This is a genomic window from Prescottella sp. R16, from assembly GCF_030656875.1.
Lineage (GTDB): Bacteria > Actinomycetota > Actinomycetes > Mycobacteriales > Mycobacteriaceae > Prescottella.
This window is the reverse complement of sequence record NZ_CP130943.1, coordinates 1,380,877-1,404,526: the sequence shown is the minus strand read 5'-3', so window position 1 is coordinate 1,404,526 and position 23,650 is coordinate 1,380,877. Positions and strand designations below refer to the sequence as shown.

The window sequence follows — 23,650 nt, the reverse complement described above, 5'->3', positions numbered from 1 at the left end:
CGAGTTCTTCCCGGGTCAGGTGTGGTCGTCGAGCCATTCTCCGGCGGCGTCGGCCGACGAGATCTCGCCGGCCTCGATCCGCGTCACCAGCGCATCGAGGTCGGCGGCGGTGAGCTGCAGGACCACGCTGAGGCCCTTGACGTCGTCGGCGCTCAGTGCGCCGCTGCGGAACAGGGGCAGCACGTCGGCGTCGGACTGCTCGGCCACCGCGAGGTCGGCGGGCAGGGACCGGGACAGTGCGTCGAACACGCCGTCGGTGTCGGCCTGCTCGGTGTCCGGTTCCGGGGTCGGGGCGTCCGGCTCGAACCAGTGCAGCAGCTCGCCGGTGCGTTCCGGGACCAGGGTGACCCGGTCGGCGTCGAGGGCGGCGATGCGGTCGGCCCGGTCGCCGAGCCCGAGGACGAGTTCGGTGGGGCGGCCGGACGCGTCGAGGGCACCGGCGTACAGCCGGGCGAGCAGTTCGCTGTCGGTGGCGGCCGACGCCCCGATGCGTACGGGGCCCGGGTCGGCCGGTCCGGCGACGGCGCTGGTGGTGTCGAGGCCGCATCCGGTGAGGGCGGCGGCGACCAGGGGCAGCGCCGCCCATCGCAGTGTTCGGGCGGCGTGTCTCGGTTCCACCGTGTCATCTCCGATCGTGAGCAGTGCGCCCCGGTGGTCCACCTGTCGTGGTGAACCACCGGGGCGCCCGGATGCCGTGCTCGGGGAAACGCTACGCGACGCCCTCGTCCTTCGCGGCCTGCGCGACGGCGGCAGCGACGGCCGGGGCGACACGCGGGTCGAGGGGGCTCGGAACGATCTTGTCGGCGGCGAGCTCGTCACCGAGCACCGAGAGGATCGCGTCGGCGGCGGCGAGCTTCATGCCCTCGGTGATCCGGCGGGCACCGGCGTCCAGCGCACCCTTGAAGATGCCCGGGAACGCGAGGACGTTGTTGATCTGGTTCGGGAAGTCGCTGCGCCCGGTGGCGACGATCGACGCGTACTTGCGCGCCACCTCGGGGTGCACCTCGGGATCCGGGTTCGACATCGCGAAGATGATCGCGTCCGATGCCATCGTGGCGATGATCTCCTCGGGCACGGTGCCGGCGGAGACGCCGAGGAACACGTCGGCGCCGTCGAGGGCCTCGACGATGCCGCCGATGCGACCCGACGGGTTGGTGCGCGCAGCGAGGTCGGCCTTGATCTCGTTGAGATCGCCGCGGTCGGCCGAGACGATGCCCTTCGAGTCGAGCACGGTGACGTCGGCGATGCCGGCTGCGAGCAGGATGTTGGTGCAGGCGACACCGGCCGCTCCGGCGCCGGAGATGACGACCCGCAGGCCGGTGATGTCGCGGCCCTGGACCTTGGCGGCGCCGCGCAGCGCGGCGAGCGCGACGATCGCGGTGCCGTGCTGGTCGTCGTGCATGACGGGGCAGTCCAGTGCCTCGATGACGCGGCGTTCGATCTCGAAGCAGCGGGGCGCCGAGATGTCCTCGAGGTTCACTGCACCGAAGCTCGGACGCAGCCGGACGAGGGTTTCGACGATCTCGTCGGGGTCCGTGGTGTCGAGCACGAGCGGGATGGAGTTCAGGCCGGCGAAGTTCTTGAACAGTGCCGACTTGCCCTCCATGACCGGCAGGGACGCGCGGGCGCCGATGTCGCCGAGACCGAGGACGGCGGTGCCGTCGCTCACGACGACCACCAGGCGACTGGTCCACGTGTAGCGGTCGGCCAGCGTCTCGTCGGCGTGGATCGCGCGGCTGACCTGCGCGACGCCGGGCGTGTACGCGATGGAGAGCGCACGCTGGGAATCGAGGGGCGCGGTGGTCTCCACCGAGAGCTTGCCACCGATGTGGCCCGCGAAAATCTCCTCGTCGGTAATTTCGACCTTTGGCGTTACGGAAGCTTCAGACACAGGGGACACGATGACACTCCTCTTGAGGCCGGACTCACTCGGGTCCTGGTTACTGAGAAGTAACCGGGTCGGGGTGGATGAAACCGACACGGCACTTCGAGCACAGGATTGATCGTTTGCTACTACCGGGGCGCGCGGTCGGCCGCACCACTGCCGGAGCGTGATGGCGCCGGGCGGGGGGTGTGCCCTGGCACTGGTTCTGCCACCTAGACATCCCTCGTGGCTGCCGGTCGGCACGCGCGCGAGAGTGCACTGATTCTGCACCATCGCGGGGCGTCGATCAAATCCGCCCGGGCGGTCGGCATCTCACCGAAACACGCGCCGACCTGTGAGTACGTGTGTCAGGTCACGTCCACCACTGGGTCCACAGCAACAGCCCGGTAACCGCGAGGACCGCAGCGGAGGACAGCATCGTGACCATGGGGGCCGCCCCGCGCCGCCGGTCGGCGAACACCTGCAACACGACCACGACGACGGCCGCGGTCACGTGCGCGGCGAGCGACGTGGATCCGGGACCGGGGAAATCGCGGTCCGACGCGAGCCAGGCGACACCCGCGACGACGGCGGTGAGCACGACGACGCCGCCCGCGGCCACCCCCGACAGGCCGCGCAGCACCCGCACCGGCCAGGCGTCCACACGGCGCGTACGCCCGTATCCGTCGTAGGTCACAGCACCGGTACCCCGGTCGCGCGCTCGACGAGGGCGTCGAACGCGTCGGGGTCGGTGGTGTGCCGCCCGAGTTCGATCGTCTTGTTGGCGCCGTGGTAGTCGGACGAGCCGGTGCCGATCAGGCCGAGTTCCCGGGTGAGGGAACGCAGTGTCGCCGCATCGTCGGGACTGTGGTCGGGGTGGTCGATCTCGAGACCGCCGAGGCCGCGTTCGGCGAGTTCCCGGATGTGGTCGAGGTCGAGCAGACGGCCCCGGCTACGGGCCCGGGCGTGCGCGATCACGGTGACCCCGCCGGCCGCGGCGACCAGGTCGACGGCCCGCTCGAGCGGGGTGTCCGCCTTGTCGACGTAGTAGGGGCTGCGGGTCGACAGCAGGTGTGTGAACGCCTCACCGACACTGTCGACGATCCCGGCCCGCACCAGCGCGCGGGCCAGGTGGGGGCGGCCGACCGAGAGGCCGGCGTCGGCCATGACGGCGTCGGCGTCGATCGGCAGGCCGTCCGCCTCCATCTTTCCGGCCATCGCCCGCAGCCGCGCGACCCGTTCGTCGCGCAGTCGTTCCCGCTCGACGGCGAACTCGTGGGCCGCCGGATCGAACAGGTACGCGAGCAGGTGCACCGCGACCGGGCGGCCGTCGTCGCCGCGGCCCTCGCACGACATCTCCATGCCCCGAACGAGCCGCATCCCCGATGGCAGGGCCGCGGCCGCCTCCGCCCACCCGGCGGTGGTGTCGTGGTCGGTGATCGCGAGGACGTCGATGCCGGCGTCGGCCGCCGCGGACACGAGCCCGGCGGGGGTGTCCGTACCGTCGGATGCGGTCGAGTGGGTGTGGAGGTCGATACGCACGACGCCAGTGTGTCAGGTCCGCCGTGACGGCGTCGCCGCGCCGCGGCAGCTACAGACTGGCCGCGCCGCGGGCGGGATCACGGACGTCGATACCGGCCTCGTCCCACGCGTCACGCAGCGCAGCGGCGCCACGCACCCGCACCCAGGCGGCCTCGGTGCCGGTCAGCGGCACCGCCTCGAGGAACTGCACCGGGTCGAGCGGGGCCGGGAGGGTCAGGTCGGGGACGTCGCTCTCCCCGAGGAGGACCGCGGTGAACGGGGAACCCTTCCACAACGGCTCCCCCAGATCGATCAGCGCGTCGGGGCGCAGCACGATGCCCTCCACCGATGGCGCGGCGGCCAGTACCGCGAGGGTGCGGTGCACACCGGACGCCACCCCGGCACCGCCGGACAGGGCCAGGACCAGTTCGGCGCGCGGGCCGTGGGTGGGGTCGGCGAGCATGTCGCTCGGGTCCCCCATCGGATGCCTCGAGCAGCCGACGGTGACGTAGCGGACGGGTGATTCACCGTCGCCGGGATACAGCAGGACGTCGATCGGTTCGACACCGAGGAACGTCACCGACGCAGAGGTCGGTTCGGGGCCGGGCAGGTGCCGGTCGAGGTGGGTACGTACGGCAGCGGCAACATCGGTCACCCGTCCATCCAACACCAGGACGGCCACGTCTCCGGCCGGGCGGTTCCTCCCGCCCACAGGGACACGGTTTGGTAGGCCCACGAGCGCCGCGGTAGCCAGGATCCACCGAATCTCTGGAGTTCCCGTGCCTCTGCGTCCGATACCGACCGCGACACCGTCCGTCCCGCTGCTGACCGGCGTCCTGTGCTTCGTCATCCTGGTGGTGTCCACGCAGCAGACGGTGGTGCTGCCGTTGACGTCGATCATCGGCCGCCAACTGGACGCCGACGCCACCGCCGTCGGATGGACGTTGACGGCCGGGTTCCTCTCCGCGGCCGTGGCGACGCCGGTGGCCGGGCGGACGGCGGATCTGCGCCGCAAGCGCAGCGTGCTGCTCGCGGTCCTGTCGATCGTGCTCGCCGGTTCCCTCCTCGCGGCGCTCACCGAGTCGCTGCCGCTGCTCGTCGTCGCCCGGGTCCTGCAGGGGGTGTCGTTCGCCGCGTTCCCGGTGTGCCTGGCGATCCTGCGGGCGGAACTGCCGGCGGCCCGGTTGACGTCGGCGATGGGACTGCTGTCGGGGACACTCGGATTCGGTGGCGCGGTCGGCATGGTCCTGATCGGTCTCGTCGTGCCCCCGGACGCCGACTACCGACGGGCGTTCTGGCTCGCGACCGGGCTCACCGTCGTCGCGATCGCCGGTGTGGTGGTGGCCGTGCCGGCGCGGGCGAATCCGGTTCGGGGTCGCGTCGACTGGACCGGTGCCGTCCTCCTCGGGGCGGGACTCGTGTTGATCCTGCTGCCGCTCTCGGAAGGAGGCGGCTGGGGATGGTTCTCACCGGCGACGCTCGGGTCCGCGGCGGCCGGGGTCGTCGTGCTGGCCGGATGGTTCGTGTTCGAACGGCGTGTCGACCAGCCGCTGGTGCCGTCGTCGATGCTCACCCACCGGCCGGTCGTCTGCACGCACGCGGCCGGGGTGTTCATCGGCGCCGGAATGTTCGTCAACATCACCGCGGTCACGTACTTCGTCCAGACGGACCGCGCCGCCGCCGGCTACGGCTTCGACGCGACCCCGATGCACACCGGTCTGCTCTACATCCTGCCGGGCGCCTCGGTCGGGGTCGTGGTGTCGATGTGCAGTGGCGTCCTCATCCACCGGTTCGGGGCGCGGGCCGTCATGAGCGGCGCGGGCGTCCTCGGGGTCGTCGGCTTCTGCACCCTGATGTTCGTGCACGACACCACGTGGCAGGTGATCGCCGCGTCGATGGTGACGTCGGCGTTCACGAACCTCGGCTACGCGGTGATGCCGGCGCTCCTCGTCGCGGAGGTGGGCCCGGATCTGACGGGTGTCGCGAACAGTGTCAACTCGATCGCGCGGACGGTCGGCAGTTCGGTGGCCAGCGCCCTGCTCGCCACGATGCTCGCGGCGTCCGTGGCGAGCCGGGCGTCCGGGACGTCACCGACGGCCGGTGGTCCCGCCCCCGCCGGGGTGTGGGTGTACACCGCCGCGTTCGGGTTCGGGGCGGTGTGCGCGGTGGTCGCGACGGTGTGCGTGTTCGTGGGCACCGCCCGGCGGCACGGTCCCGAGATCGACGGCCGACCTCAGAGCGCGAGCCGCGCCAGCATGTCCCGCGCCGATTCCGCGGTCTTGGGGTCGCACAGCACGTCGTAGCGTCCGGCCACGAGCTGCATGGTCGACGAGAAGTCGCGGGTGCCCCTCGTCGTCGCGTACGGGATGGTCGTGGAGATCAGTCCGAACACGATGCCACCGACGATGCCGACGGCCAGCGGTCCGAGCACGTTGCCGGTGAAGATGCCGAGCAACAGGCCGAAGAACACGCCGAGCCAGGCACCCGAAACAATGCCGCCGCCAATGACTTTGGGCCAGGTGAGCCGGCCCAGGACACGTTCGACCTGCATGAGGTCAACTCCGACGATCGTCACGTTCTCGACCGGAAACTCCTGGTCGGACAGGTAGTCGACCGCGCGCTGCGCCTCGGCGTATGTCGGGTACGAGCCGATGGGCCAGCCCGTGGGCGGCGTCGGCAACCCCCGCGCGCGGCCCTGCTGTGAGAGTGGATTCGTCATCGTCTGGTCTCTCCTGCTCAACGGCGCGACATATGTCCGGTTCTACCGATATTCGGTTCCTCGTTCAATTGTGCCCGCACCGCCGCCGAGACGCCTACCCGTTCGCGGGCGGCGTGAAACTCGACGTCCGCGTCATGCCGGCGGCACGGCCCTTCGCCGAGATCACGAGCGCCATCTTGCGGCTCGCCTCGTCGATCATCTCGTCGCCCAGCATCACCGCACCGCGGCCGCCACCGGCCTCCGAGGTGTGGAACTCGTAGGCGTCGAGGATCAGCTCGGCCTGGTCGTAGTCCTCCTGCCGCGGGCTGAACACCTCGTTGGCGGCGTCGATCTGGGTGGGATGGAGCACCCATTTGCCGTCGAACCCGAGCGCGGCGGTGCGCTGCGCCGACCGCCGGAACGCGTCGACGTCCCGGATCTGCAGGTACGGGCCGTCGATCGCCTGCAGTCCGTGGGTGCGGGCCGCCAGCAGGATCGTCATGAGGATGTGGTGGTAGGCGTCGCCGCGGTCGTATCCCTCGGGCTGCTCGCCCACGACGAGCGTGCGCATGTTGATGCTCGCCATGAAGTCCGCCGGACCGAACACCAGGGTCTGCACGCGCGGGCTCGCCGACGCGATCGCGTCGATGTTCCGCAGGCCCACCGCGTTCTCGATCTGCGGTTCGATCCCGATCCGCCCCACCTCGAGCCCGTTCGCCTTCTCGATCTGGGTCAGCAGCAGATCCAGCGCCTGCACGTGGCTCGCGTCGGGCACCTTCGGCAGCAGGATCGCGTCGAGGTTCGCACCCGCACCCCCGACGACGGTCGCGACGTCCGCGTGGGTCCACTCGGTGGTCCAGTCGTTGACGCGCACCACCTTGATCTGGCCGCCCCAGCCGTCCTCGTTCAGCGCGTCCACGATCCGGCCGCGGGCCTCCGCCTTCGCGATCGGCGCGACGGCGTCCTCGAGATCGAGGAAGATCGAGTCGGCGGGAAGACCTTTCGCCTTGTCGATCATCTTGCGGCTCGACCCGGGCACCGCCAGGACCGAACGACGCGGCCGGAAAGGAGTGGTCATGGTGGGCTGCCCTCCGAGTTCAGTGCATCACGGGACGAGGAATTAGCCTTTTCATCATGGCAGCTGTGAGCAAGGTATTCGCAGCCAGGCTCGCCGGCCTGGTGGTCCTCGGACCGGACGGCGAATCGATCGGCCGGGTACGGGACGTGGTGCTCACCATCCGGGTGGGGCGCCAGCCTCCACGCGTCCTCGGCCTGGTCATCGAAATGTTCACGCGTAAACGCATTTTCGTCCCGATACTGCGGGTCACCGCGATCGAGCCGGGCTCGGTGACCCTCAAGACCGGCAACGTGAGCCTGCGCCGGTTCGACCAGCGCCCCACCGAGATCCTCGCCCTCGCACAGGTCCTCGACTCGCACGTCCGGATCGACGACCCGGACGTCGTCGAGACGATCGGCACCGACGTCGTGATCGTCGACCTCGGTATCGAACAGACCCGCACCCGCGACTGGCTGGTCTCCCGGGTCGCGGTCCGGGCCCACCGCGGCCGGCTGGGCCGCCGGTCGGCCATCCACGTCGTCGACTGGCCGCACGTCCACGGCTTGACCCCGACCGCGCTCGCGATGCCCGGCCAGGGTGTCTCGCAGCTGCTGATGCAGTTCGACGGCATGCGGCCGGCGGACGTTGCGCACGCGATGCGCGAGCTGCCGGAGAAACGCCGGCACGAGGTGGCCCTCGCACTCGACGACGAACGCCTCGCCGACGTCGTGCAGGAGCTTCCCTCCGACGACCAGACCGACCTGCTGTTACATCTCGAGGTGCAGCGCGCCGCCGAGGTGCTCGAGGCGATGGACCCCGACGACGCCGCCGACGTGCTCGGCGGACTGCCCGAGACGGATGCGGAATCGCTGCTGCAGCTGATGGATCCGGAGGACTCCGAGCCGGTGCGGCGGCTGCTCGAGCACTCCCCCGACACCGCGGGCGGCCTGATGACGCCGGAGCCGGTCGTGCTCACCCCGTCGACCACGGTCGCCGAGGCCCTCGCCCGGGCCCGCAACGCCGACCTGACGCCGGCACTCGCGAGCATGGTGTTCGTGGTCCGGCCGCCGACCGCGACACCGACCGGCCGCTACCTGGGCTGTGTGCACCTGCAACGGCTGCTGCGGGAACCACCGGCCTCCCTCGTCGGCGGTGTCCTCGACGACGACCTGCCGCTGCTCGACCCCGAAGATCCGCTCGCGACGGTGACCCGCTACTTCGCCACCTACAACCTGGTGTGCGCGCCGGTCGTCGACGACGAGCACCACCTGCTGGGCGCCGTCACCGTCGACGACGTCCTCGACCATCTGCTGCCCACCGACTGGCGCGAGGAAGAGGCCGGCGATGAGTGAACTCAGCGGCCGCCAGCGGCTCGACACTCCCCGCGGCACCCGCGGTCTGCGGCTGCACATCGACGTCGAGGCCGTCGGCCGGGTCAGCGAATCCATCGCCCGGTTCCTCGGGACCGGGCGCTACCTGATGATCCAGACCGTCATCGTGATCCTGTGGATCGCACTCAACATCTTCGCGGTGCGGCTGCAGTGGGATCCGTACCCCTTCATCCTGCTGAACCTGGCGTTCTCCACCCAGGCCGCCTATGCGGCGCCGCTGATCCTGTTGGCGCAGAACCGGCAGGAGAACCGGGACCGGGTGTCGCTCGAGGAGGATCGGGCGCGGGCGGCCCAGACGAAGGCGGACACCGAGTTCCTGGCCCGTGAGCTCGCGGCGCTGCGCCTCGCGGTCGGCGAGGTCGCGACCCGCGACTACCTGCGCCGCGAACTCGACGACATCCGGCAGTTGCTCGTCGAGCGGGACGAGGAGAACCGTTCCCCCGCACGACGGGTCACCGATATGTAACGTGTGTCACAGCGTTCGAGATGTTCCCGTCGGAGCATCCGGAACGTGGTGCGTGAGTGTGGATGCAGGTGTCCTGCAAGGAGGGGGTTCTAGCGTGCGTGCCCGTGGAGTCGTCGGTGTGTCCGCTCTCGTCCTCGCCGGAGTCGTGACCGCCGCGGCATCGGCGGGCGGCGTCTTCGACACCCCCGGTGCGTCGGCCCCGGAACCGGTGGCCCGGAACACGGCCCACGTCACGGATCCCGGCCCCACCACCGCACCGCCCGAGGGACAGGCCGCGATGATTCCCACGGTGGGCATCGTCCCGTCCGCGCCCCGGCCCGAACGGCAGCTGCGGACCGCCGACCAGATCCCGTCCGTGGCCCCCGCCGTCGCACCGGACGTCGTCCCCTCGGCACCGCGCAGCGTCCCGGTGCCGGTCGTGGTCGGCCCGCTCGGCATCCCGGAGATCGTCCTGAACGCCTACCGGGCCGCCGAGCTGACGATGGCGAGCACTCAGCCGAGCTGTGGTCTGCCGTGGCACCTGCTGGCCGGCATCGGAAAGATCGAGTCGAATCACGCCGGTGGCGGCCAGACCGACGCCGCCGGCACCACGGTCACCCCGATCCTCGGCCCTGTCCTCAACGGCCACCTCGCCGGCAACGAGATCATCACCGACACCGACGGTGGGCTGCTCGACGGCGATGCCACCCACGACCGGGCGGTCGGGCCGATGCAGTTCATTCCGAGCACGTGGGCGCGGTACGCGTCCGACGGCAACGGCGACGGCGTCGCGAACCCGAACAACGTGTTCGACGCGACGCTCGCGGCGGCCCGGTACCTGTGCTCGGGCGGGCTGGACCTGCGCGATCCGTCGCAGGAGGCGCGAGCGGTGCTGCGCTACAACAACTCCACCACGTACATGGGCAACGTCCTGGCCTGGTCGGTGGCCTACCGCAGCGGCGGCACCGCGGCCCCGGCCGTGCCCGTGGTTCCCGCGCCGCCGCAGCGGTCGTCGGACTCCGAGATGGACGTCGCGGCACCCCTGCCCAGCGAGACCCCCGCGCAGTCCTCCCTGCCCTCGGCCCCGGAAGCCGTTCCCGCGCCGGCCCCGGAAGCCGTTCCCGCGCCGGCCCCGGAAGCCGTTCCCGCGCCGGCCCCGATGCCGCAACTCCGGCTGCCCGAGATCCCGGGCCTGCCGGAGCTTCCGTGCCTGGTGTTCTGCCCGCCGGCACCGGCTCCCACGGCACCGTGACAGCAGGCTCCGACGAGCCTGCGCATACCATGGTGGGCATGGCAGCCCTGACCGAGACCGCCGTCCGCACCGCGCTAGCGAAGGTGCAGGACCCCGAAATTCGTAAACCCATCACGGAACTCGGGATGGTCAAGAGCATCGAGATCGGCGACGACGGCAGCGTCGACGTCGGCATCTACCTGACGACGGCGGGCTGTCCGCTGCGCACCGAGATCACACAGCGGGTGACCGCGGCGGTCGCCGACGTCGAGGGCGCCGGCACGGTGCGCGTCGAGCTCGACGTGATGAACGACGAGCAGCGCACCGAGCTGCGCCGCTCGCTGCGCGGTGATTCCACCGAGCCGGTGATCCCGTTCGCCCAGCCCGGCTCGCTCACCCGGGTGTACGCGGTGGCGTCCGGCAAGGGTGGCGTCGGCAAGTCCAGTGTCACCGTCAATCTCGCGGCGGCGATGGCCGCGAAGGGCCTGTCGGTGGGTGTCCTCGACGCCGACATCTACGGCCATTCGGTGCCGCGGATGCTCGGCACCGACGCCAAGCCCACCCAGGTCGAGCGAATGATCATGCCGCCCGTCTCGCACGACGTGAAGCTCATCTCGATCGCCCAGTTCACTCAGGGCAACACCCCCGTCGTGTGGCGTGGCCCGATGTTGCACCGGGCGCTGCAGCAGTTCCTCGCGGACGTGTTCTGGGGCGATCTGGACGTGCTGCTGCTCGATCTTCCTCCCGGCACCGGCGACGTCGCGATCTCGGTGGCGCAGCTCATCCCGGGCGCCGAGATCCTGGTGGTGACGACACCGCAGCAGGCTGCTGCCGAGGTGGCCGAGCGGGCGGGCGCGATCGCGCTGCAGACCCGTCAGCGCATCGCCGGTGTCGTGGAGAACATGTCGTGGATGGAGCTGCCGGACGGCACCCGGATGGAGGTGTTCGGTTCCGGTGGCGGGCAGGCCGTCGCCGACCGGCTCACACGTGCGGTGGGTGCGACGGTGCCGCTGCTGGGGCAGATTCCGCTCGAGCAGGCGGTCCGGGAGGGCGGTGACGCCGGTACCCCCATCGTGTTGGGTGCGCCCGACTCCCCTGCCGGCACCGCGTTGCGGGAGATCGCCGACAAGCTGTCCGTCCGGTCGCGGGGCCTGGCCGGTATGTCCCTCGGGATCGACACCGTCCGGCATCTCTGAGTTCGGTGGCCTCGCCGGTCGGCCGGGCGTCCTAGGTGGCGTCGGGGTCGACCGGCGGGCGCTCGCCCGCAGCGAGGGGCTTCGACTCCGGCATCAGCGGTTTCTCGGCCGGGGTGCTGCCGTTCACGGCGGGCTTGCCGTCGAAGTTGCCGGTGAGGATCGAATCGTCGCCGTCGAGCAGGTGCTTGGTGATGACGGCGCGGGGCGACATGCCGCGCAGTTCGTTGAGGTCGGCCAGCGGCTTGCGCAGGTCGTCGAACTCGGGGCCGAGTTCGTCCTTGAGTTGCTGGCTCGCGCCGCTCGCGTAGTCGCGGACCTGACGCATCGTCTTGGTGACCCAGCTGACGGCCCCGGGGAGCCGTTCCGGTCCGAGGATCACGAGCGCTGCCACGAGGAGCACCATGAACTCGCCCCAGCCGATGTTGCCAAACACCGCTTCAGGGTACGTGGTCGCGGCGGGAAAATCTCGTGCGATCCCCGAAATTCACTCGGGCATCACATGTCGTGCACCCGAGGTCAGTCCGATGTCGGAGTGACCCGGAGGTCCACGGTCCGCCCCGACCGGATCAACTGGACGGGAACCTCCTGACCGACGGCCTGCTCGTGGACGGCGACGACCAGTTCGTCGGAGCTGCCGACAGTGCGGTCGCCGACCTTGACGATCACGTCCCCCTCGACGATCCCCGCCTGCTCGGCGGGACTGCCGGCCTGCACGTTGGCGACCTCGGCGCCGCTCGTCGCGTCGTTGACGACGGTGCGGGCGTTGACCCCGATCTCCGGATGATGCACCACGCCGGTGCGGATCAGTTCCTGCACGACCGTGGTGACGTCGTCGATGGGGATCGCGAATCCGAGGCCCACCGAGCCGCCGCTCTGCGAGCGGATCGCGGAGTTGATGCCGATGACACGGCCGTCCATGTCGATCAGCGGCCCCCCGGAGTTGCCGGGGTTGATCGCGGCGTCGGTCTGCACGGCGTCGATGACGGCGTCGGTGTCGGTGCCCTCCCCGGTGAGCCGGACGGGCCGGTCGAGGGCGCTGACGATGCCCCGGGTGACGGTCTTGCTCAGGCCCAGCGGCGAACCGACGGCGACGACGTCCTGCCCGACCTGGACGTCGTCGGATTCCCCGAGTCGGGCGACGGTGAGGTTCGCGGCGTCGGTCTTCAGGACCGCGAGATCGGTCTTGGTGTCGCGGCCGACGATCTGGGCGGGCACCTTCGTGCCGTCGGAGAAGGTCACCCGGATGGCCGCGTCCCCGGCAGACCCGGCCGCACCCGGCTCGGCCGCGGCCATGGAGATCACGTGGTTGTTGGTGACGATGTATCCGGCGCCGTCGACGACGACCCCCGACCCGGTTCCGGACTGGTCCCCGCGGGACACCTGGATCGACACCACCGACGGCAGGACCGCGTCCGCTACCTCGGCGATCCGACTCGCGGGAACCTCGTCGGACCCGGACTGGGACAGGGTGACGCGGCCGCTGGTGAGGGCGCCGCGATCCGAGGTGGCCGCGACGGCGACGAATCCGCCGACGAGGCCGATCCCGAGGGCGAGGGCCGCGAGGACCGCAAGAGCCTTGCGTTCGATCCGTTCCCCGAGCAGGACGTCCCGGACGGTCAGCTTCGGCGCGTCCGGCAGGGGCGCCGACGCCGGGGCGGCCTGTGCGGGCGCACCCAGGTGCACCGGGGCGGCGGGGTCCCGCCACGGGTCGGCCGGGGACGGGTTCTCCGGGGCGGCGACGGATTCGGGGCCACGTTGGAGCGATTCGCCTGCGCCGTCCGGCCGGCCGAACGCCTCGGCGAGCACCGCGTCCGGTGGGCCGACGTGAACGGGCCGGTGGTCCGGTGGCGCGGTGCGCGGACCGAACGAGCCGTCGACGTCGTCGGGACGGCCGAACACCTGCTCGGCGGCGGCATCGACGTCCGGCCGGTAGATCGGTCGGGGGGCGAGCCGGCTGCGCTCGGGTACGTCGTTCACGCGTGCCAGTATCGCCGAAATCTCAGCGGCGACGGCGGAACGGCCACCGGCGGGCGGCGTCGCCGTGCGGATCGAGCGAGATGATGCCGGGTGCGGGCCGCGGTGGGGCCGGGTCCGGATCGCTCTGGTGGCAGCGCGGAATCTGGCTCAGGACACCGAACAGGGAACTCGGCATCGACACGTCGGACGCGGCGCGGCGCAGCGCGATGCGGGCCTGCTGCTGCGCGTCGACCTCCATCGCGCACTCGGGGCACACCGACAGGTGCTGGGCGGCCCGCAGGTACGCGTTCATGCGCAGTTCGCCGTCGACGTACGCGGCGATCGCTTCGCTCGCCAGGTGCTCGGTCGACCCGAACCGGCGAGGTCCACGCGCCTGCGTCATCGAAGCCTCCATCCCTACTCCACGCCGATCTGTCCGGACTCCACCTTGCCACTGGCCGCGAGATGCTCGCGCAGCGCCTGCCGCCCACGATGGATCCGGCTGCGCACGGTGCCCAGTTTGACCCCCAGTGTCGCACCGATCTCCTCGTACGACAGGCCTTCGATGTCACACAGGACGACGGCGGCACGGAACTCCGGGGCCAGCGCGTCGAGCGCGGACTGCAGGTCCGGAGCCAGGCGGGCGTCGTGGTAGATCTGCTCGGGATTCGGCGAATCCGACGGCACCCGGTCGTAGTCCTCGGGCAGCGCTTCCATCCGGATCCGGTTGCGGCGGCGCACCATGTCCAGGAACAGGTTGGTGGTGATGCGGTGCAGCCAGCCCTCGAAGGTGCCGGGCTGGTAGTTCTGCAACGAGCGGAACACGCGGATGAAGGTGTCCTGGGTCAGATCCTCGGCGTCCTGGGCGTTGCCGGACAGCCGGTAGGCGAGCCGGTAGACGCGGTCGCCGTGTTCCCGGACGAGTTCGTCCCAGGACGGCATCGCAGCCTGGTCTCCTGTCGCGTCGAACGCGGCCGTGCCCGTCGGTGCGGGCGCGTCGCCGGTCATCGAGGTGGTGCGTTCGGCGTCGATCATATGGATGGGTGGATCCTCCTACTCGGGACCGCGGATCCCGTGACGTACGGGCTGTGGCGTTCAACTCCCGGGAACACGGATTTGTTCCCGGACGTGCCCGGCCCGCTCGTCGCGGTGATCCTCCCGCCGTGCGGTCTTCTCGTCCGGCGTTGTACTCACCCTGTCGTGCGCCGCTATGTGGGCACTATGAGCAACCTGAGGTGCCCCTGAGAATTTCGCGGGGTTCGTCGTCCGGGCAGGCACCCGAGCGAGCCGTGACGACTGCGGGCCCGGGCCCGGCTAGCCTTTACCCCGTGTACACGAACGCCGAACGGATTCTCACCCACACCGAGGGCCTGATCCTCGAGGACGAGATGCTGGCCACCGCGCGCGACCGCGCCGTCGAACTCGGCGCTGTTCCGGTACCGCCTCCCGTCGGGGCTGCACTCGCCCTGTTCGGCAAGATGCTCGACGCGAAGACGGTCGTCGAGGTCGGTGCGGGTGCCGGCGTCAGCGGGCTGTGGCTGCTGCGCGGTATGCGTGAGGACGGTGTGCTCACCACGATCGACAGTGAACCCGAGCACCAGCACGCGGCGAAGCAGGCGTTCCGGTACGCGGGTGTCGCACCGTCGAGGACCCGGCTGATCAACGGCCGCGCCCTGGACGTCCTGCCGCGGCTCGCCGATTCGGCGTACGACCTGGTGTTCGTGGACAACGCCCCGGAGGATCTGCCGCACTTCGTGCGCGAGGGGGTGCGGCTGTTGCGGCCCGGCGGGGTGATCGTGCTGCACAACGCGCTGCTCGGAGGCCGGGTCGCCGACCCCGGTCAGCGGGATGCCGTCACCGTCGCGGTCCGCGAGGCCAGCCGCGCGATCGCCGACGACGAACGGCTGACCCGGATGCTGTTCCCGGTGGGCGACGGGCTGCTGTGCGCGGCCCGGCTGTGACCCGGGCTTCACGCGACGGCTAGATCCAGACGCCCTTGCCGATCGTCACGACACCGCCGTTGCTGACGGCGAACCGTTGGCGGTCGCGTTCGAGGTCGACACCAATGATCTCACCGTCGCCGACGACGACGTTCTTGTCGAGGATCGCGCGGCGTACGACGGCACCCTTGCCGACCCGGACGCCGGGCATCAGGACGCTGCCCTCGACGGTGGCGCCGTCCTCGACCATGACGTTGGAGCTGAGGACCGAGTTGCGGACGGTCGCCGCGGACAGGATCGAACCCGCCCCGACCACCGATTCCTGCGCGAGACCGCCCTTGACGAACTTGGCGGGCGCGAGGTTCTCGGCGCCGCCGCGGATGGGCCAGCGCCGGTTGTAGAGGTTGAACACCGGGTGCACCGACACCAGATCCATGTGGGCGTCGTAGAACGCGTCGATCGTGCCGACGTCCCGCCAGTAGCCGCGGTCCCGGTCCGTCGCCCCGGGCACGACGTTGTTCTTGAAGTCGTAGACGGACGCGAGACCCGCGTCGACGAGTGCGGGGATGATGTCGCCGCCCATGTCGTGGTCGGAGTCGGAGTTCTCGGAGTCGGCGCGGATCGCGTCGACGAGCACCTTGGTGGTGAACACGTAGTTGCCCATCGACGCGAACGTGACGTTCGGATCGTCCGGGGTGCCCGGCGGGTGGGCGGGCTTCTCCAGGAACTGGGTGATCCGACCGGACTCGTCGCTGTCGATGCAGCCGAACGCGTACGCCTCGCTGCGCGGCACCCGGATCCCGGCGACGGTCACCCCGGCACCGGAGTCGATGTGGTGCTGGACCATCTGCTCGGGATCCATGCGGTACACGTGGTCGGCGCCGAACACGACGATGTACTCGGGGTCCTCGTCGTACACCAGGTTGAGCGACTGGAAGATCGCGTCGGCGCTGCCGGTGTACCAGCGCGGACCGAGACGCTGCTGCGCCGGGACCGGGGTGATGTACTCCCCCGCGAACCCGGACAGTCGCCACGTCTGCGAGATGTGCCGGTCCAGTGAATGCGACTTGTACTGGGTCAGCACACAGATCCGCAGATAGCCGGCGTTGACGAGATTGCTGAGGACGAAGTCGATCAGCCGGTAGGCGCCCCCGAACGGGACAGCGGGCTTGGCCCGGTCGGCGGTCAGCGGATAGAGGCGCTTACCCTCGCCGCCGGCGAGCACGATCCCGAGCACATGGGGCTGACTCCTCACACCGTCAACCTATCGGGCGGGCACCGACTGCCGCCACCGTTGCAGGGAACGGGCCCCGCAGGTGGCCGACAGCGGGTTCCGCCGGATACGTTCAGCCGGTGCGCGTGGCGATGATGACGAAGGAATATCCCCCCGAGATCTACGGGGGCGCAGGCGTCCACGTCACCGAACTCGTCGCGCACCTGCGCGGCCTGTGCACCGTCGACGTGCACTGTCTCGGCGTCCCCCGCGACACCGCCGCGGTGCACACCCCCGACCCCGCGCTCGTCGACGCGGACCCGGTGCTGCAGACCCTGTCCGCGCAGCTGCGGATGGCACACGCCGCCCGCAGCGCCGACCTCGTGCACTCGCACACCTGGTACACCGGTCTCGCCGGGCATCTGGCGGCGCAACTGCACGACGTTCCGCACGTCGTGACCGCACACTCCCTCGAACCGCGGCGGCCGTGGAAGGCCGAGCAGCTCGGCCCCGGATACCGGATCTCGTCGTGGTCCGAACGCAACGCGTTCGAGCACGCCGACGCCGTCGTCGCGGTCAGTTCCGGTATGCGCACCGACGTGCTGGCGGCGTATCCGGCGATCGACCCCGATCGGGTTCACGTGGTGCACAACGGGATCGACACCGACGTCTGGTACCCCGACGCGGCCGCCGGCCGGTCCGTGCTCGCCCGGCACGGTATCGACCCGGACCGGCCGATCGTGGTGTTCGTCGGCCGGATCGCCCGACAGAAGGGCCTCGGCCATCTCGTGGCGGCGGCCCGCTACTTCGATCCGTCGATCCAGCTGGTGCTGTGCGCCGGCGCGGCGGACACCCCCGCTCTCGCGGACGAGATCGCCGCCGACGTCGCCGCGCTGTCGGCCCACCGCACCGGCGTGGTGTGGATCCACGACATGCTGCCCGTCGAACAGCTCCGCGGGATCGTCTCCGCAGCAACCGTGTTCGTGTGCCCGTCGGTGTACGAGCCGCTGGGCATCGTCAACCTCGAGGCGATGGCGTGCGAGACCGCGGTCGTCGCCTCCGATGTCGGCGGTATCCCCGAGGTGGTGTGCGACGGGGTCACCGGACGCCTCGTCCACTACAACCCGTACGAACCTGCCGCGTTCGAGCGGGCGTTCGCGGCGGCCGTGAACGACGTCGCCACCGATCCCGGACGGGCGGCCGCGATGGGTCAGGCCGGGCGGGCGCGGGCGACGGCCGAGTTCTCGTGGGCGCGGATCGCGGAGCAGACGCTCGCGGTGTACGCGGAGGTGCTCAGCCTCCGGTAGTGGTGCGCCGGTAGGTCGATACGACGACGGACGCGGTCACCGTGAACGGCTCCGGCAGTGTCGCGATCGTCTCGGCACGACGCTCGGGCGTCAGGTGCCGCGCCGACGGCCCCATGCCGACGAGGTTCTCGATGTCCCGGTGCGACAGCGACATCCGGACCTCGACGGGTGTCCGGCCGATACGGTCGAAGCGTCCGGACACGGTGTCCCCGAGCCGCTCGACCTTGCGGTCGTCGACCCGGACCATGCCGAGCAGATCCACGAGTTCGGCGAGGTGACGTTCGGTCGGGGTGAGGACGACGAGAGTGCCCCGCTCGGCGAGCACGCGGTCGATCTCGGCGGCGTTGCGCGGCGCGAACACCGACAGCACGTGGGTGAGGGCCCGGTCTCGGACCGGGAGTTGTCGCCACACGTCGGCGACGACGGCGGCACCCCGCGGGTGGGCGCGGGCCAGGCGTCGGGCCGCGGGCTTGGACACGTCCAGTCCGATACCGTGTGCGGACGGGGACGCGTCGAGGACACGGGCGAGATAGTGGCCGGTGCCGGCCCCGATCTCGAGGATCCGTGGCCGGTCGTCCCGGTCGGTGGTGCCGGTGACGGCGTCGGCGACCGCATCCATGAGCGGCGCGAAGTGCCCGGAGTCGAGGAACGCGACGCGGGCGGCGATCATGTCCGGGCTGTCGCCGGTGAATTTCGTGGCGGCCCCCGTCAGCAGGGTCACGTAGCCCTGGCGGGCGACGTCGAAGCTGTGGCCGCGCCCGCACACCAGTGTGCGGGCGGTACCGTCCGCGCCGGAGTCGAGGTCGAGTCCGTCACCGCACTGGGGGCACGCGAGCAGCGCACACACATCGGCAAGCACCGTTCTGCCGGGCCCTTTCGACGAGATGGTTCCGATCGATCCGAAGACGACGGCCGGGTCGTTCGACCCGGCCGTGCACGTCTCAGACGGTGATCAGCTGGTGACAGCCTTGAGTTCGTCCCCCAGCGCCGCAGCTTCGTCCGGTGTGAGTTCGACGACCAGACGTCCACCGCCCTCGAGCGGAACCCGCATGACGATTCCTCGTCCCTCTTTGGTTGCTTCGAGGGGACCGTCCCCGGTCCGGGGCTTCATGGCCGCCATCCTCTGCTCCCTCCACATCTGCGCCGGCTTTCACGAGCGCGTCGGATCACCTGGCTTACCTGGCGGCCCCGCCGGCACTCGGCGAGGCTCGGTACTCCATTCTTCCCTATCGAGCGGGTTGCCGGGTAGCGAGGCGTGAAAATCGCCCGAACCGGTCAGTGCTAAAGGGCCGGTTCGACCCCGCACGACGCCAGATGATCGTCGACCATTCCGGTGGCCTGCATGAGGGCATACGCCGTGGTAGGGCCCACGAAACGGAAACCGCGACGCTTCAATTCGGCGGCCATCGCCGTCGATTCGGCGGTGATCGCGGGAACCTCCTCGACTCGGGTGAAGCGTCGCGCGCGCCGCGGCGGGGCGAACGACCACAGCAGGGTGTCGAGGTCGGTGCCGTCGAGGTCCAGGACGGCCCGCGCATTGGTGACGGCGGCCGCGATCTTCGCACGATTGCGGACGATCCCGGAGTCCGCGAGCAGCCGGGCGACGTCGTCGTCACCGAACTCGGCGACGATCTCCGGGTCGAAGCCCGCGAACGCCCTCCGGAACGCCTCCCGCTTGCGCAGGATCGTGATCCACGACAGCCCGGACTGGAACGCCTCGAGGCACAGTCGCTCGAACAGCGCGTCACGCCCGTGCAGCGGCCGCCCCCATTCGAAGTCGTGGTAGTCGCGGTAGACCCGGGTGCCGTCGGTGTCGACCGCCCAGGGGCACCGATCCGTCACCGCTCCTCCACCCCCGGTTCCCGTTCGTCGTTCCGCTCCGCCAATTGCGCCCGCAGCGAGTCGATTTCACGGCCGAGACGTTCGAGGGCCCAGTCCACCTCGCTGGTCTTGTAGCCGCGCAGCGTCTGCTGGAAGCGCAGCGCCTGCACATCGGTGCCGGTGACCCCGTCGGCCGGGAGCGCCGTCGCGGTGGTGCCCGACGGCAGCGGCGGCAGGTCCTCGGACCGGCCGAACACGGCGCTCACGACGAAGAAGAGCAGGGCGCCGACCGCCGCCATGATCAGCAGGTACAGCAGGAGCGTCAGCATGGGGGCGATCCTGTCACGAACCACCGACACGCACGGTGTTCATCGGCGGCCGGTCGGCGAGGGAGACATCGGTGTGCACCGGCAGGAACGACTGGCCGTCGGCGACGAACTGGGTGAGCCCGCTGCCGTCGTCGGCGACACCGCACCGGCGCAGCATGGTGCCGATGATCTGCCGGCTCATCACCCCGAGTTCGGACAGCGGCCGGTTGCGATGCTTGCGCACCCCCAGGTTGACCTGTCCGATCGCACCGAGCCCGAGGCGGTCGTACGTGTCGAGGAGCAGGCCGATCTCGACGCCGTAGCCGGGCGCGAACGGTACCGCCGACAGCAGTTCCCGGGTGCCCGCGTACTCGCCGCCCAACGGCTGCAGCACGCATGTCAGTTCGGGCCGCAGCGCCGCGAGCATGGGGCGTGCCACCAGTTCGGTGACCCGGCCGCCGCCGTTGGCGTCCTCGGCTCCGCCGGAGCGCAGCGGCCGCCGGTAGTACCCCTTGACGAGGTGGATACCGTCGCCGGTGAGCAACGGCCCCAGCAGTTTCGGGACGAACGCGGGATCGGGATCGACGAGGTCGGAGTCGACGAACGCGATCACGTCGCCGGTGCTCGCGGCGATCGAGCGCCACAGCACCTCACCCTTGCCCGGCACGGGTGGCAGTCCCGGCACGGCGTCCTCACGGCTGACGACGGTGGCTCCCGCGGCCCGCGCCCGGACGGCGGTGCCGTCGCACGATCCGGAGTCGAGGACGATCAGCTCGTCGACCAGCCCACCGAGCAGCGGGTGGATGCTGTCGACGACACCGGCGACGGTCCGCTCCTCGTTCAGCGCCGGCAGCACCACCGACACGGTGCGGCCGGCCTTGGCCCGCTCGAGGTCGGCGACGGACCAGTGCGGATGGTCCCAGCTGTTGGTGTCGGCCCACGTGCCGGTCGTGCCGACGATGCTCATGCCAGCCCCCGGACGGTACGGGCGGGCGGGCGGGATCCCTGGATCGCGGCGACCATGTCCACCACCCGGCGGGTGGACGCGACCTCGTGGACGCGGAACACCCGGGCACCGCCGGCGGCGGCCAGTGCGGTCGCGGCGAGGGTGCCCTCGAGCCGGGCGGTGAGGTCCACCCCGAGCGTCTCCCCGACGAAGTCCTTGTTGCTCAGCGCCATCAGCACCGGCCATCCGGTGTCGACGAGTTCCCCGACACGGCGCAGCAGTTCGAGCCCGTGGAAGGTGTTCTTCCCGAAGTCGTGGGTGGGGTCGATCAGGATCGCGTCCGGCTTCACTCCCAGCTCCGACGCGCGCTCGGCGGCCCCGACCACCTCGTCGACGACGTCCGCGACGACGTCGGTGTAGCGGACCCGGTGCGGCCGGGTCCGGGGGACGGCTCCCCCGGTGTGCGAGCAGACGATGCCGGCGCCGAGTTCGGCGGCCACCTCGACCAGGTGCGGGTCGGCCCCGGCCCACGTGTCGTTGATCAGGTCGGCGCCCGCGCCGCACGCGAGCTGGGCGACCTCGCTGCGCCACGTGTCGACACTGATGATCACCTCGGGGTGGCGGGCCCGGATGGCCTCCACGAACGGCACCACCCGGCGGGTCTCCTCGTCGGCGTCGACGAGCGCACCGGGTCCCGCCTTGACACCGCCGACGTCGACGAGGTCCGCGCCCTCGGCGACGGCCCGGTCGACCGCCGCCATCGCGGCCGCGTCGGAGAACGTGGCACCGCGGTCGTAGAACGAGTCGGGGGTGCGGTTGACGATCGCCATGACGAGTGCACGATCGGTCGCGACCGGCCTGCCGCACAGGGTGGGCAGGACACGGCCGGGGGCCGCGAGGGTGGGGCGGGGTGCCATGTCCCCATACTCGCACGACACCGATCGCACTATGCCCCGGGCGCGGTGCCCTCCGCGACCGCGCGAACGTACCCGTCGTAGGCCGGCACGTAGCCGTCGGTGCGACCGGCGAGAACGTACAGTCGGTCCACGGTCGGCGCGTAGCCCTCGTCGCGCAGTTCCACCTTGCGGCTCTTGAACGTCGACGTCGCCTCGAGCGATTCGACGACGCGGACGAACAGCGGGACCGCGTACACGGGGAGCCGGTCGAACAGGTCCGCCGCGAGGCGCGCACCGTCGAAGTCGTACCCGGGCTGCAGGGTCACGGCAGCCATTCCGGCCTTGCCGTCGGTTCCGTCGACGGCGACGCCGTACACGACGGCCTCGGCGATCGCGGGATGCGCGGTCAGTGCCCCCTCGACCTCGGTGGTGGCGACGTTCTCCCCCTTCCAGCGGAACGTGTCGCCGAGGCGGTCGACGAACGCGACGTGGAAGTATCCCTGCCGGCGCACCAGGTCGCCGGTGTCGAACCAGCAGTCGCCGTCCCGGAAGCCGTCCCGGACCAGTTTGCGTTCACCGGCGTCGGCGTCGGTGTAGCCGTCGAACGGGGATCGGGCGGTGACCTTCGACAGCAGCAGCCCCACCTGCCCGGCCCGGACCTTGCGCAGCCGGCCGTCGTCGTGGCGGCGGGCCCTCCCGGTCTCGGGATCGAAGTCGACGACGGCGAACGGCAGCGGGCACAGTCCTGCGGTCCGTTCGACGCCGAGAGCGTTGACGAACGCGATGTTGCATTCGCTGGCACCGTAGAACTCGGCGACCCGGTCGACACCGAACCGCTGCGTGAACTCGGTCCAGATCTCGGGGCGCAGCCCGTTGCCGACGATCAGGCGAATGTCGTTGTCACGGTCGGTGGGTCGCGGCGGCTGGTTGAGCAGGTACCGGCACACCTCGCCGATGTACACGAATGCGGTAGCGCCCTCGGCGCGCGCGTCGTCCCAGAACTTCGAGGCCGAGAACCGGCTCCCGATCGCGAGCGTGGCACCCGACGACAGCACCGACGACAGCGACACCGTGAGTGCGTTGTTGTGGTAGAGCGGCAGTGCGCAGTACAGAACGTCGTTGCGGCGCAGGCGGACTCCCATCGCGCCGATCCCCGACATGCTCTTGAGCCACCGGTAGTGGCTCATCAGGCTGGCCTTCGGCAGACCGGTGGTTCCCGAGGTGAAGATGTAGAACGCGCGCTCCGAGGCCAGGATCTGCTCGCATACAGCGGGATTCGCCGGGTCCGCCGTTTCCGCCTCCCGGTCGAGGTCACGGTCGGACAGCACGGTCTCCGCGACCGGCTCTCCCGGGAGCGACTCGACGGCCTCGGTGCACTCGTCCCCCACCACGAGGACACGACTGTCCAGCAGCGCGAGACTGTGCGCGAGCACGTCGCCGCGCTGGTTGTGGTTGAGCATCCCGGAGACCGCGCCGAGCTTGACGGCCGCGAGCGCGACCAGCAGCGTCTCGGGGCGGTTCTTCATCAGGACACCGACGACGTCACCGCGGCGGACCCCGTGGCGGGCGAGGACGTCCGCGTACCGGTTGACGGTCTCGTTGGCCTGCCCGTAGGTGCGGGACGTGCCCTCGAACCGCAGGAACGGACGGTTCGGCTGTCGCCGCGCCAGGTCCTGGAACACCCGTCCGATCGACACCCGGTCGGTGGGCCGCCGGGTCAGTCCCAGTGCACCGCGGGCGAGCGTCGGGAGTTCGGTCGCCATCGACGGAAGTTGTCGCACCAACTGGGCGAGGTCGATCGTCGAAGCGGCGTCGGAACTCATCGGCATCCTTCTCGAGGCGGGGACGGGGGCGTTACCT

Annotated in this window: 26 protein-coding genes; 7 read left to right on the top strand and 19 right to left on the bottom strand. The window is 70.7% G+C overall.

Going from position 1 to position 23,650, the window contains the following annotated elements:
* Positions 1–15: 15 nt before the first annotated feature.
* The 5 genes from Q5696_RS06685 to Q5696_RS06665 all read right to left on the bottom strand — a co-directional run bounded on the left by Q5696_RS06685 (position 16) and on the right by Q5696_RS06665 (position 4,040).
* The gene (locus tag Q5696_RS06685) at positions 16–618 is read right to left on the bottom strand and encodes a type 2 periplasmic-binding domain-containing protein (RefSeq protein WP_305094412.1); all 603 of its coding nucleotides are present in this window, start codon (positions 616–618) and stop codon (positions 16–18) included.
* A 91-nt stretch (positions 619–709) separates the two neighbouring features.
* Positions 710–1,900 (bottom strand): NAD(P)-dependent malic enzyme, encoded by a 1,191-nt coding sequence (locus tag Q5696_RS06680; protein WP_305094411.1) that lies wholly within the window; start codon positions 1,898–1,900, stop codon positions 710–712.
* A gap of 337 nt (positions 1,901–2,237) precedes the next feature.
* Positions 2,238–2,561: a hypothetical protein gene (locus Q5696_RS06675; RefSeq protein ID WP_305094410.1), complete on the bottom strand. Its 324-nt coding sequence runs from the start codon at positions 2,559–2,561 to the stop codon at positions 2,238–2,240.
* Positions 2,558–3,406: a PHP domain-containing protein gene (locus tag Q5696_RS06670; protein WP_305094409.1), complete on the bottom strand. Its 849-nt coding sequence runs from the start codon at positions 3,404–3,406 to the stop codon at positions 2,558–2,560. Before Q5696_RS06670 ends, Q5696_RS06675 begins: the two co-directional genes overlap by 4 nt.
* 49 nt (positions 3,407–3,455) lie before the next feature.
* Positions 3,456–4,040: a suppressor of fused domain protein gene (locus tag Q5696_RS06665; protein ID WP_305094408.1), complete on the bottom strand. Its 585-nt coding sequence runs from the start codon at positions 4,038–4,040 to the stop codon at positions 3,456–3,458.
* A 124-nt stretch (positions 4,041–4,164) separates the two neighbouring features.
* Between Q5696_RS06665 and Q5696_RS06660 the strand changes: the two genes are divergently transcribed.
* A complete protein-coding gene (locus tag Q5696_RS06660; RefSeq protein WP_305094407.1) occupies positions 4,165–5,688 on the top strand; it encodes an MFS transporter in 1,524 nt (507 codons plus the stop codon).
* Here Q5696_RS06660 and Q5696_RS06655 read toward each other — a convergent pair.
* Positions 5,619–6,104, bottom strand: coding sequence for a general stress protein (locus tag Q5696_RS06655; protein ID WP_305094406.1), 486 nt, complete (start codon positions 6,102–6,104; stop codon positions 5,619–5,621). The two genes, Q5696_RS06660 and Q5696_RS06655, sit on opposite strands and share 70 nt — an antisense overlap.
* Before the next feature lie 94 nt (positions 6,105–6,198).
* The gene (locus Q5696_RS06650) at positions 6,199–7,161 is read right to left on the bottom strand and encodes an HpcH/HpaI aldolase/citrate lyase family protein (protein WP_305094405.1); all 963 of its coding nucleotides are present in this window, start codon (positions 7,159–7,161) and stop codon (positions 6,199–6,201) included.
* A 56-nt stretch (positions 7,162–7,217) separates the two neighbouring features.
* Between Q5696_RS06650 and Q5696_RS06645 the strand changes: the two genes are divergently transcribed.
* The 4 genes from Q5696_RS06645 to Q5696_RS06630 all read left to right on the top strand — a co-directional run bounded on the left by Q5696_RS06645 (position 7,218) and on the right by Q5696_RS06630 (position 11,403).
* Entirely contained in the window at positions 7,218–8,492 is a 1,275-nt protein-coding gene (locus Q5696_RS06645; RefSeq protein ID WP_305094404.1) for a magnesium transporter MgtE N-terminal domain-containing protein, read from the top strand.
* Positions 8,485–8,997 carry a DUF1003 domain-containing protein gene (locus Q5696_RS06640; RefSeq protein WP_305094403.1) on the top strand — a complete coding sequence of 171 codons (513 nt, stop codon included), beginning with the start codon at positions 8,485–8,487 and terminating at the stop codon, positions 8,995–8,997. The genes Q5696_RS06645 and Q5696_RS06640 overlap by 8 nt, the downstream gene beginning before the upstream one ends.
* 94 nt (positions 8,998–9,091) lie before the next feature.
* A complete protein-coding gene (locus tag Q5696_RS06635; protein ID WP_305094402.1) occupies positions 9,092–10,228 on the top strand; it encodes a lytic transglycosylase domain-containing protein in 1,137 nt (378 codons plus the stop codon).
* A gap of 38 nt (positions 10,229–10,266) precedes the next feature.
* A complete protein-coding gene (locus Q5696_RS06630; RefSeq protein WP_305094401.1) occupies positions 10,267–11,403 on the top strand; it encodes an Mrp/NBP35 family ATP-binding protein in 1,137 nt (378 codons plus the stop codon).
* Between the two features lie 31 nt (positions 11,404–11,434).
* Here Q5696_RS06630 and tatB read toward each other — a convergent pair whose 3' ends face one another.
* The 4 genes from tatB to sigE form a co-directional block, all read right to left on the bottom strand.
* Positions 11,435–11,836 carry a Sec-independent protein translocase protein TatB gene (gene tatB / locus Q5696_RS06625; protein ID WP_305094400.1) on the bottom strand — a complete coding sequence of 134 codons (402 nt, stop codon included), beginning with the start codon at positions 11,834–11,836 and terminating at the stop codon, positions 11,435–11,437.
* 83 nt (positions 11,837–11,919) lie between these two features.
* On the bottom strand, positions 11,920–13,380 hold the full coding sequence (locus Q5696_RS06620; RefSeq protein ID WP_305094399.1) for a S1C family serine protease: 1,461 nt from the start codon (positions 13,378–13,380) through the stop codon (positions 11,920–11,922).
* Between the two features lie 22 nt (positions 13,381–13,402).
* On the bottom strand, positions 13,403–13,762 hold the full coding sequence (locus tag Q5696_RS06615) for a zf-HC2 domain-containing protein (RefSeq protein WP_305094398.1): 360 nt from the start codon (positions 13,760–13,762) through the stop codon (positions 13,403–13,405).
* Positions 13,763–13,776: 14 nt separating this feature from the next.
* Positions 13,777–14,394, bottom strand: coding sequence for an RNA polymerase sigma factor SigE (gene sigE, locus Q5696_RS06610; protein ID WP_305094397.1), 618 nt, complete (start codon positions 14,392–14,394; stop codon positions 13,777–13,779).
* Positions 14,395–14,747: 353 nt separating this feature from the next.
* Between sigE and Q5696_RS06605 the strand changes: the two genes are divergently transcribed.
* A complete protein-coding gene (locus tag Q5696_RS06605; RefSeq protein ID WP_305095164.1) occupies positions 14,748–15,320 on the top strand; it encodes an O-methyltransferase in 573 nt (190 codons plus the stop codon).
* Positions 15,321–15,339: 19 nt separating this feature from the next.
* On the opposite strand, the gene glgC is transcribed toward Q5696_RS06605, so the two are convergent.
* Entirely contained in the window at positions 15,340–16,554 is a 1,215-nt protein-coding gene (gene glgC / locus Q5696_RS06600; protein WP_305094396.1) for a glucose-1-phosphate adenylyltransferase, read from the bottom strand.
* Between the two features lie 98 nt (positions 16,555–16,652).
* Between glgC and glgA the strand changes: the two genes are divergently transcribed.
* The gene (gene glgA, locus Q5696_RS06595; protein WP_305094395.1) at positions 16,653–17,819 is read left to right on the top strand and encodes a glycogen synthase; all 1,167 of its coding nucleotides are present in this window, start codon (positions 16,653–16,655) and stop codon (positions 17,817–17,819) included.
* Here the strand turns inward: glgA and Q5696_RS06590 are convergent.
* The 7 genes from Q5696_RS06590 to Q5696_RS06560 form a co-directional block, all read right to left on the bottom strand.
* Positions 17,806–18,678: a methyltransferase domain-containing protein gene (locus Q5696_RS06590; RefSeq protein WP_305094394.1), complete on the bottom strand. Its 873-nt coding sequence runs from the start codon at positions 18,676–18,678 to the stop codon at positions 17,806–17,808. The two genes, glgA and Q5696_RS06590, sit on opposite strands and share 14 nt — an antisense overlap.
* A gap of 93 nt (positions 18,679–18,771) precedes the next feature.
* A complete protein-coding gene (locus tag Q5696_RS06585; RefSeq protein ID WP_003885506.1) occupies positions 18,772–18,939 on the bottom strand; it encodes a DUF3117 domain-containing protein in 168 nt (55 codons plus the stop codon).
* Positions 18,940–19,100: 161 nt separating this feature from the next.
* Positions 19,101–19,661, bottom strand: a complete 561-nt coding sequence (locus tag Q5696_RS06580; protein ID WP_305094393.1) for a DNA-3-methyladenine glycosylase I — start codon at positions 19,659–19,661, stop codon at positions 19,101–19,103.
* Entirely contained in the window at positions 19,658–19,969 is a 312-nt protein-coding gene (locus Q5696_RS06575) for a DivIVA domain-containing protein (RefSeq protein WP_305094392.1), read from the bottom strand. The genes Q5696_RS06580 and Q5696_RS06575 overlap by 4 nt, the downstream gene beginning before the upstream one ends.
* A gap of 13 nt (positions 19,970–19,982) precedes the next feature.
* Entirely contained in the window at positions 19,983–20,915 is a 933-nt protein-coding gene (locus Q5696_RS06570; protein ID WP_305094391.1) for a glucosyl-3-phosphoglycerate synthase, read from the bottom strand.
* Positions 20,912–21,811: a dihydropteroate synthase gene (gene folP, locus Q5696_RS06565; protein WP_305094390.1), complete on the bottom strand. Its 900-nt coding sequence runs from the start codon at positions 21,809–21,811 to the stop codon at positions 20,912–20,914. Before folP ends, Q5696_RS06570 begins: the two co-directional genes overlap by 4 nt.
* A 29-nt stretch (positions 21,812–21,840) precedes the next feature.
* A complete protein-coding gene (locus tag Q5696_RS06560; RefSeq protein WP_305094389.1) occupies positions 21,841–23,613 on the bottom strand; it encodes a long-chain-acyl-CoA synthetase in 1,773 nt (590 codons plus the stop codon).
* Between the last annotated feature and the right edge of the window lie 37 nt (positions 23,614–23,650).

What these genes read in the sequence shown, in the direction of transcription:
- Q5696_RS06575 (WP_305094392.1), bottom strand. Translation starts at nt 19,969, where the DNA reads ATGCTGACGCTCCTGCTGTACCTGCTGATCATGGCGGCGGTCGGCGCC.
- Q5696_RS06645 (WP_305094404.1), top strand. Translation starts at nt 7,218, where the DNA reads ATGGCAGCTGTGAGCAAGGTATTCGCAGCCAGGCTCGCCGGCCTGGTG.
- Q5696_RS06560 (WP_305094389.1), bottom strand. Translation starts at nt 23,613, where the DNA reads ATGAGTTCCGACGCCGCTTCGACGATCGACCTCGCCCAGTTGGTGCGA.
- Q5696_RS06655 (WP_305094406.1), bottom strand. Translation starts at nt 6,104, where the DNA reads ATGACGAATCCACTCTCACAGCAGGGCCGCGCGCGGGGGTTGCCGACG.
- Q5696_RS06615 (WP_305094398.1), bottom strand. Translation starts at nt 13,762, where the DNA reads ATGACGCAGGCGCGTGGACCTCGCCGGTTCGGGTCGACCGAGCACCTG.
- Q5696_RS06585 (WP_003885506.1), bottom strand. Translation starts at nt 18,939, where the DNA reads ATGGCGGCCATGAAGCCCCGGACCGGGGACGGTCCCCTCGAAGCAACC.
- sigE (WP_305094397.1), bottom strand. Translation starts at nt 14,394, where the DNA reads ATGATCGACGCCGAACGCACCACCTCGATGACCGGCGACGCGCCCGCA.
- folP (WP_305094390.1), bottom strand. Translation starts at nt 21,811, where the DNA reads ATGGCACCCCGCCCCACCCTCGCGGCCCCCGGCCGTGTCCTGCCCACC.
- Q5696_RS06650 (WP_305094405.1), bottom strand. Translation starts at nt 7,161, where the DNA reads ATGACCACTCCTTTCCGGCCGCGTCGTTCGGTCCTGGCGGTGCCCGGG.
- Q5696_RS06630 (WP_305094401.1), top strand. Translation starts at nt 10,267, where the DNA reads ATGGCAGCCCTGACCGAGACCGCCGTCCGCACCGCGCTAGCGAAGGTG.
- Q5696_RS06570 (WP_305094391.1), bottom strand. Translation starts at nt 20,915, where the DNA reads ATGAGCATCGTCGGCACGACCGGCACGTGGGCCGACACCAACAGCTGG.
- Q5696_RS06640 (WP_305094403.1), top strand. Translation starts at nt 8,485, where the DNA reads ATGAGTGAACTCAGCGGCCGCCAGCGGCTCGACACTCCCCGCGGCACC.
- Q5696_RS06605 (WP_305095164.1), top strand. Translation starts at nt 14,748, where the DNA reads ATGCTGGCCACCGCGCGCGACCGCGCCGTCGAACTCGGCGCTGTTCCG.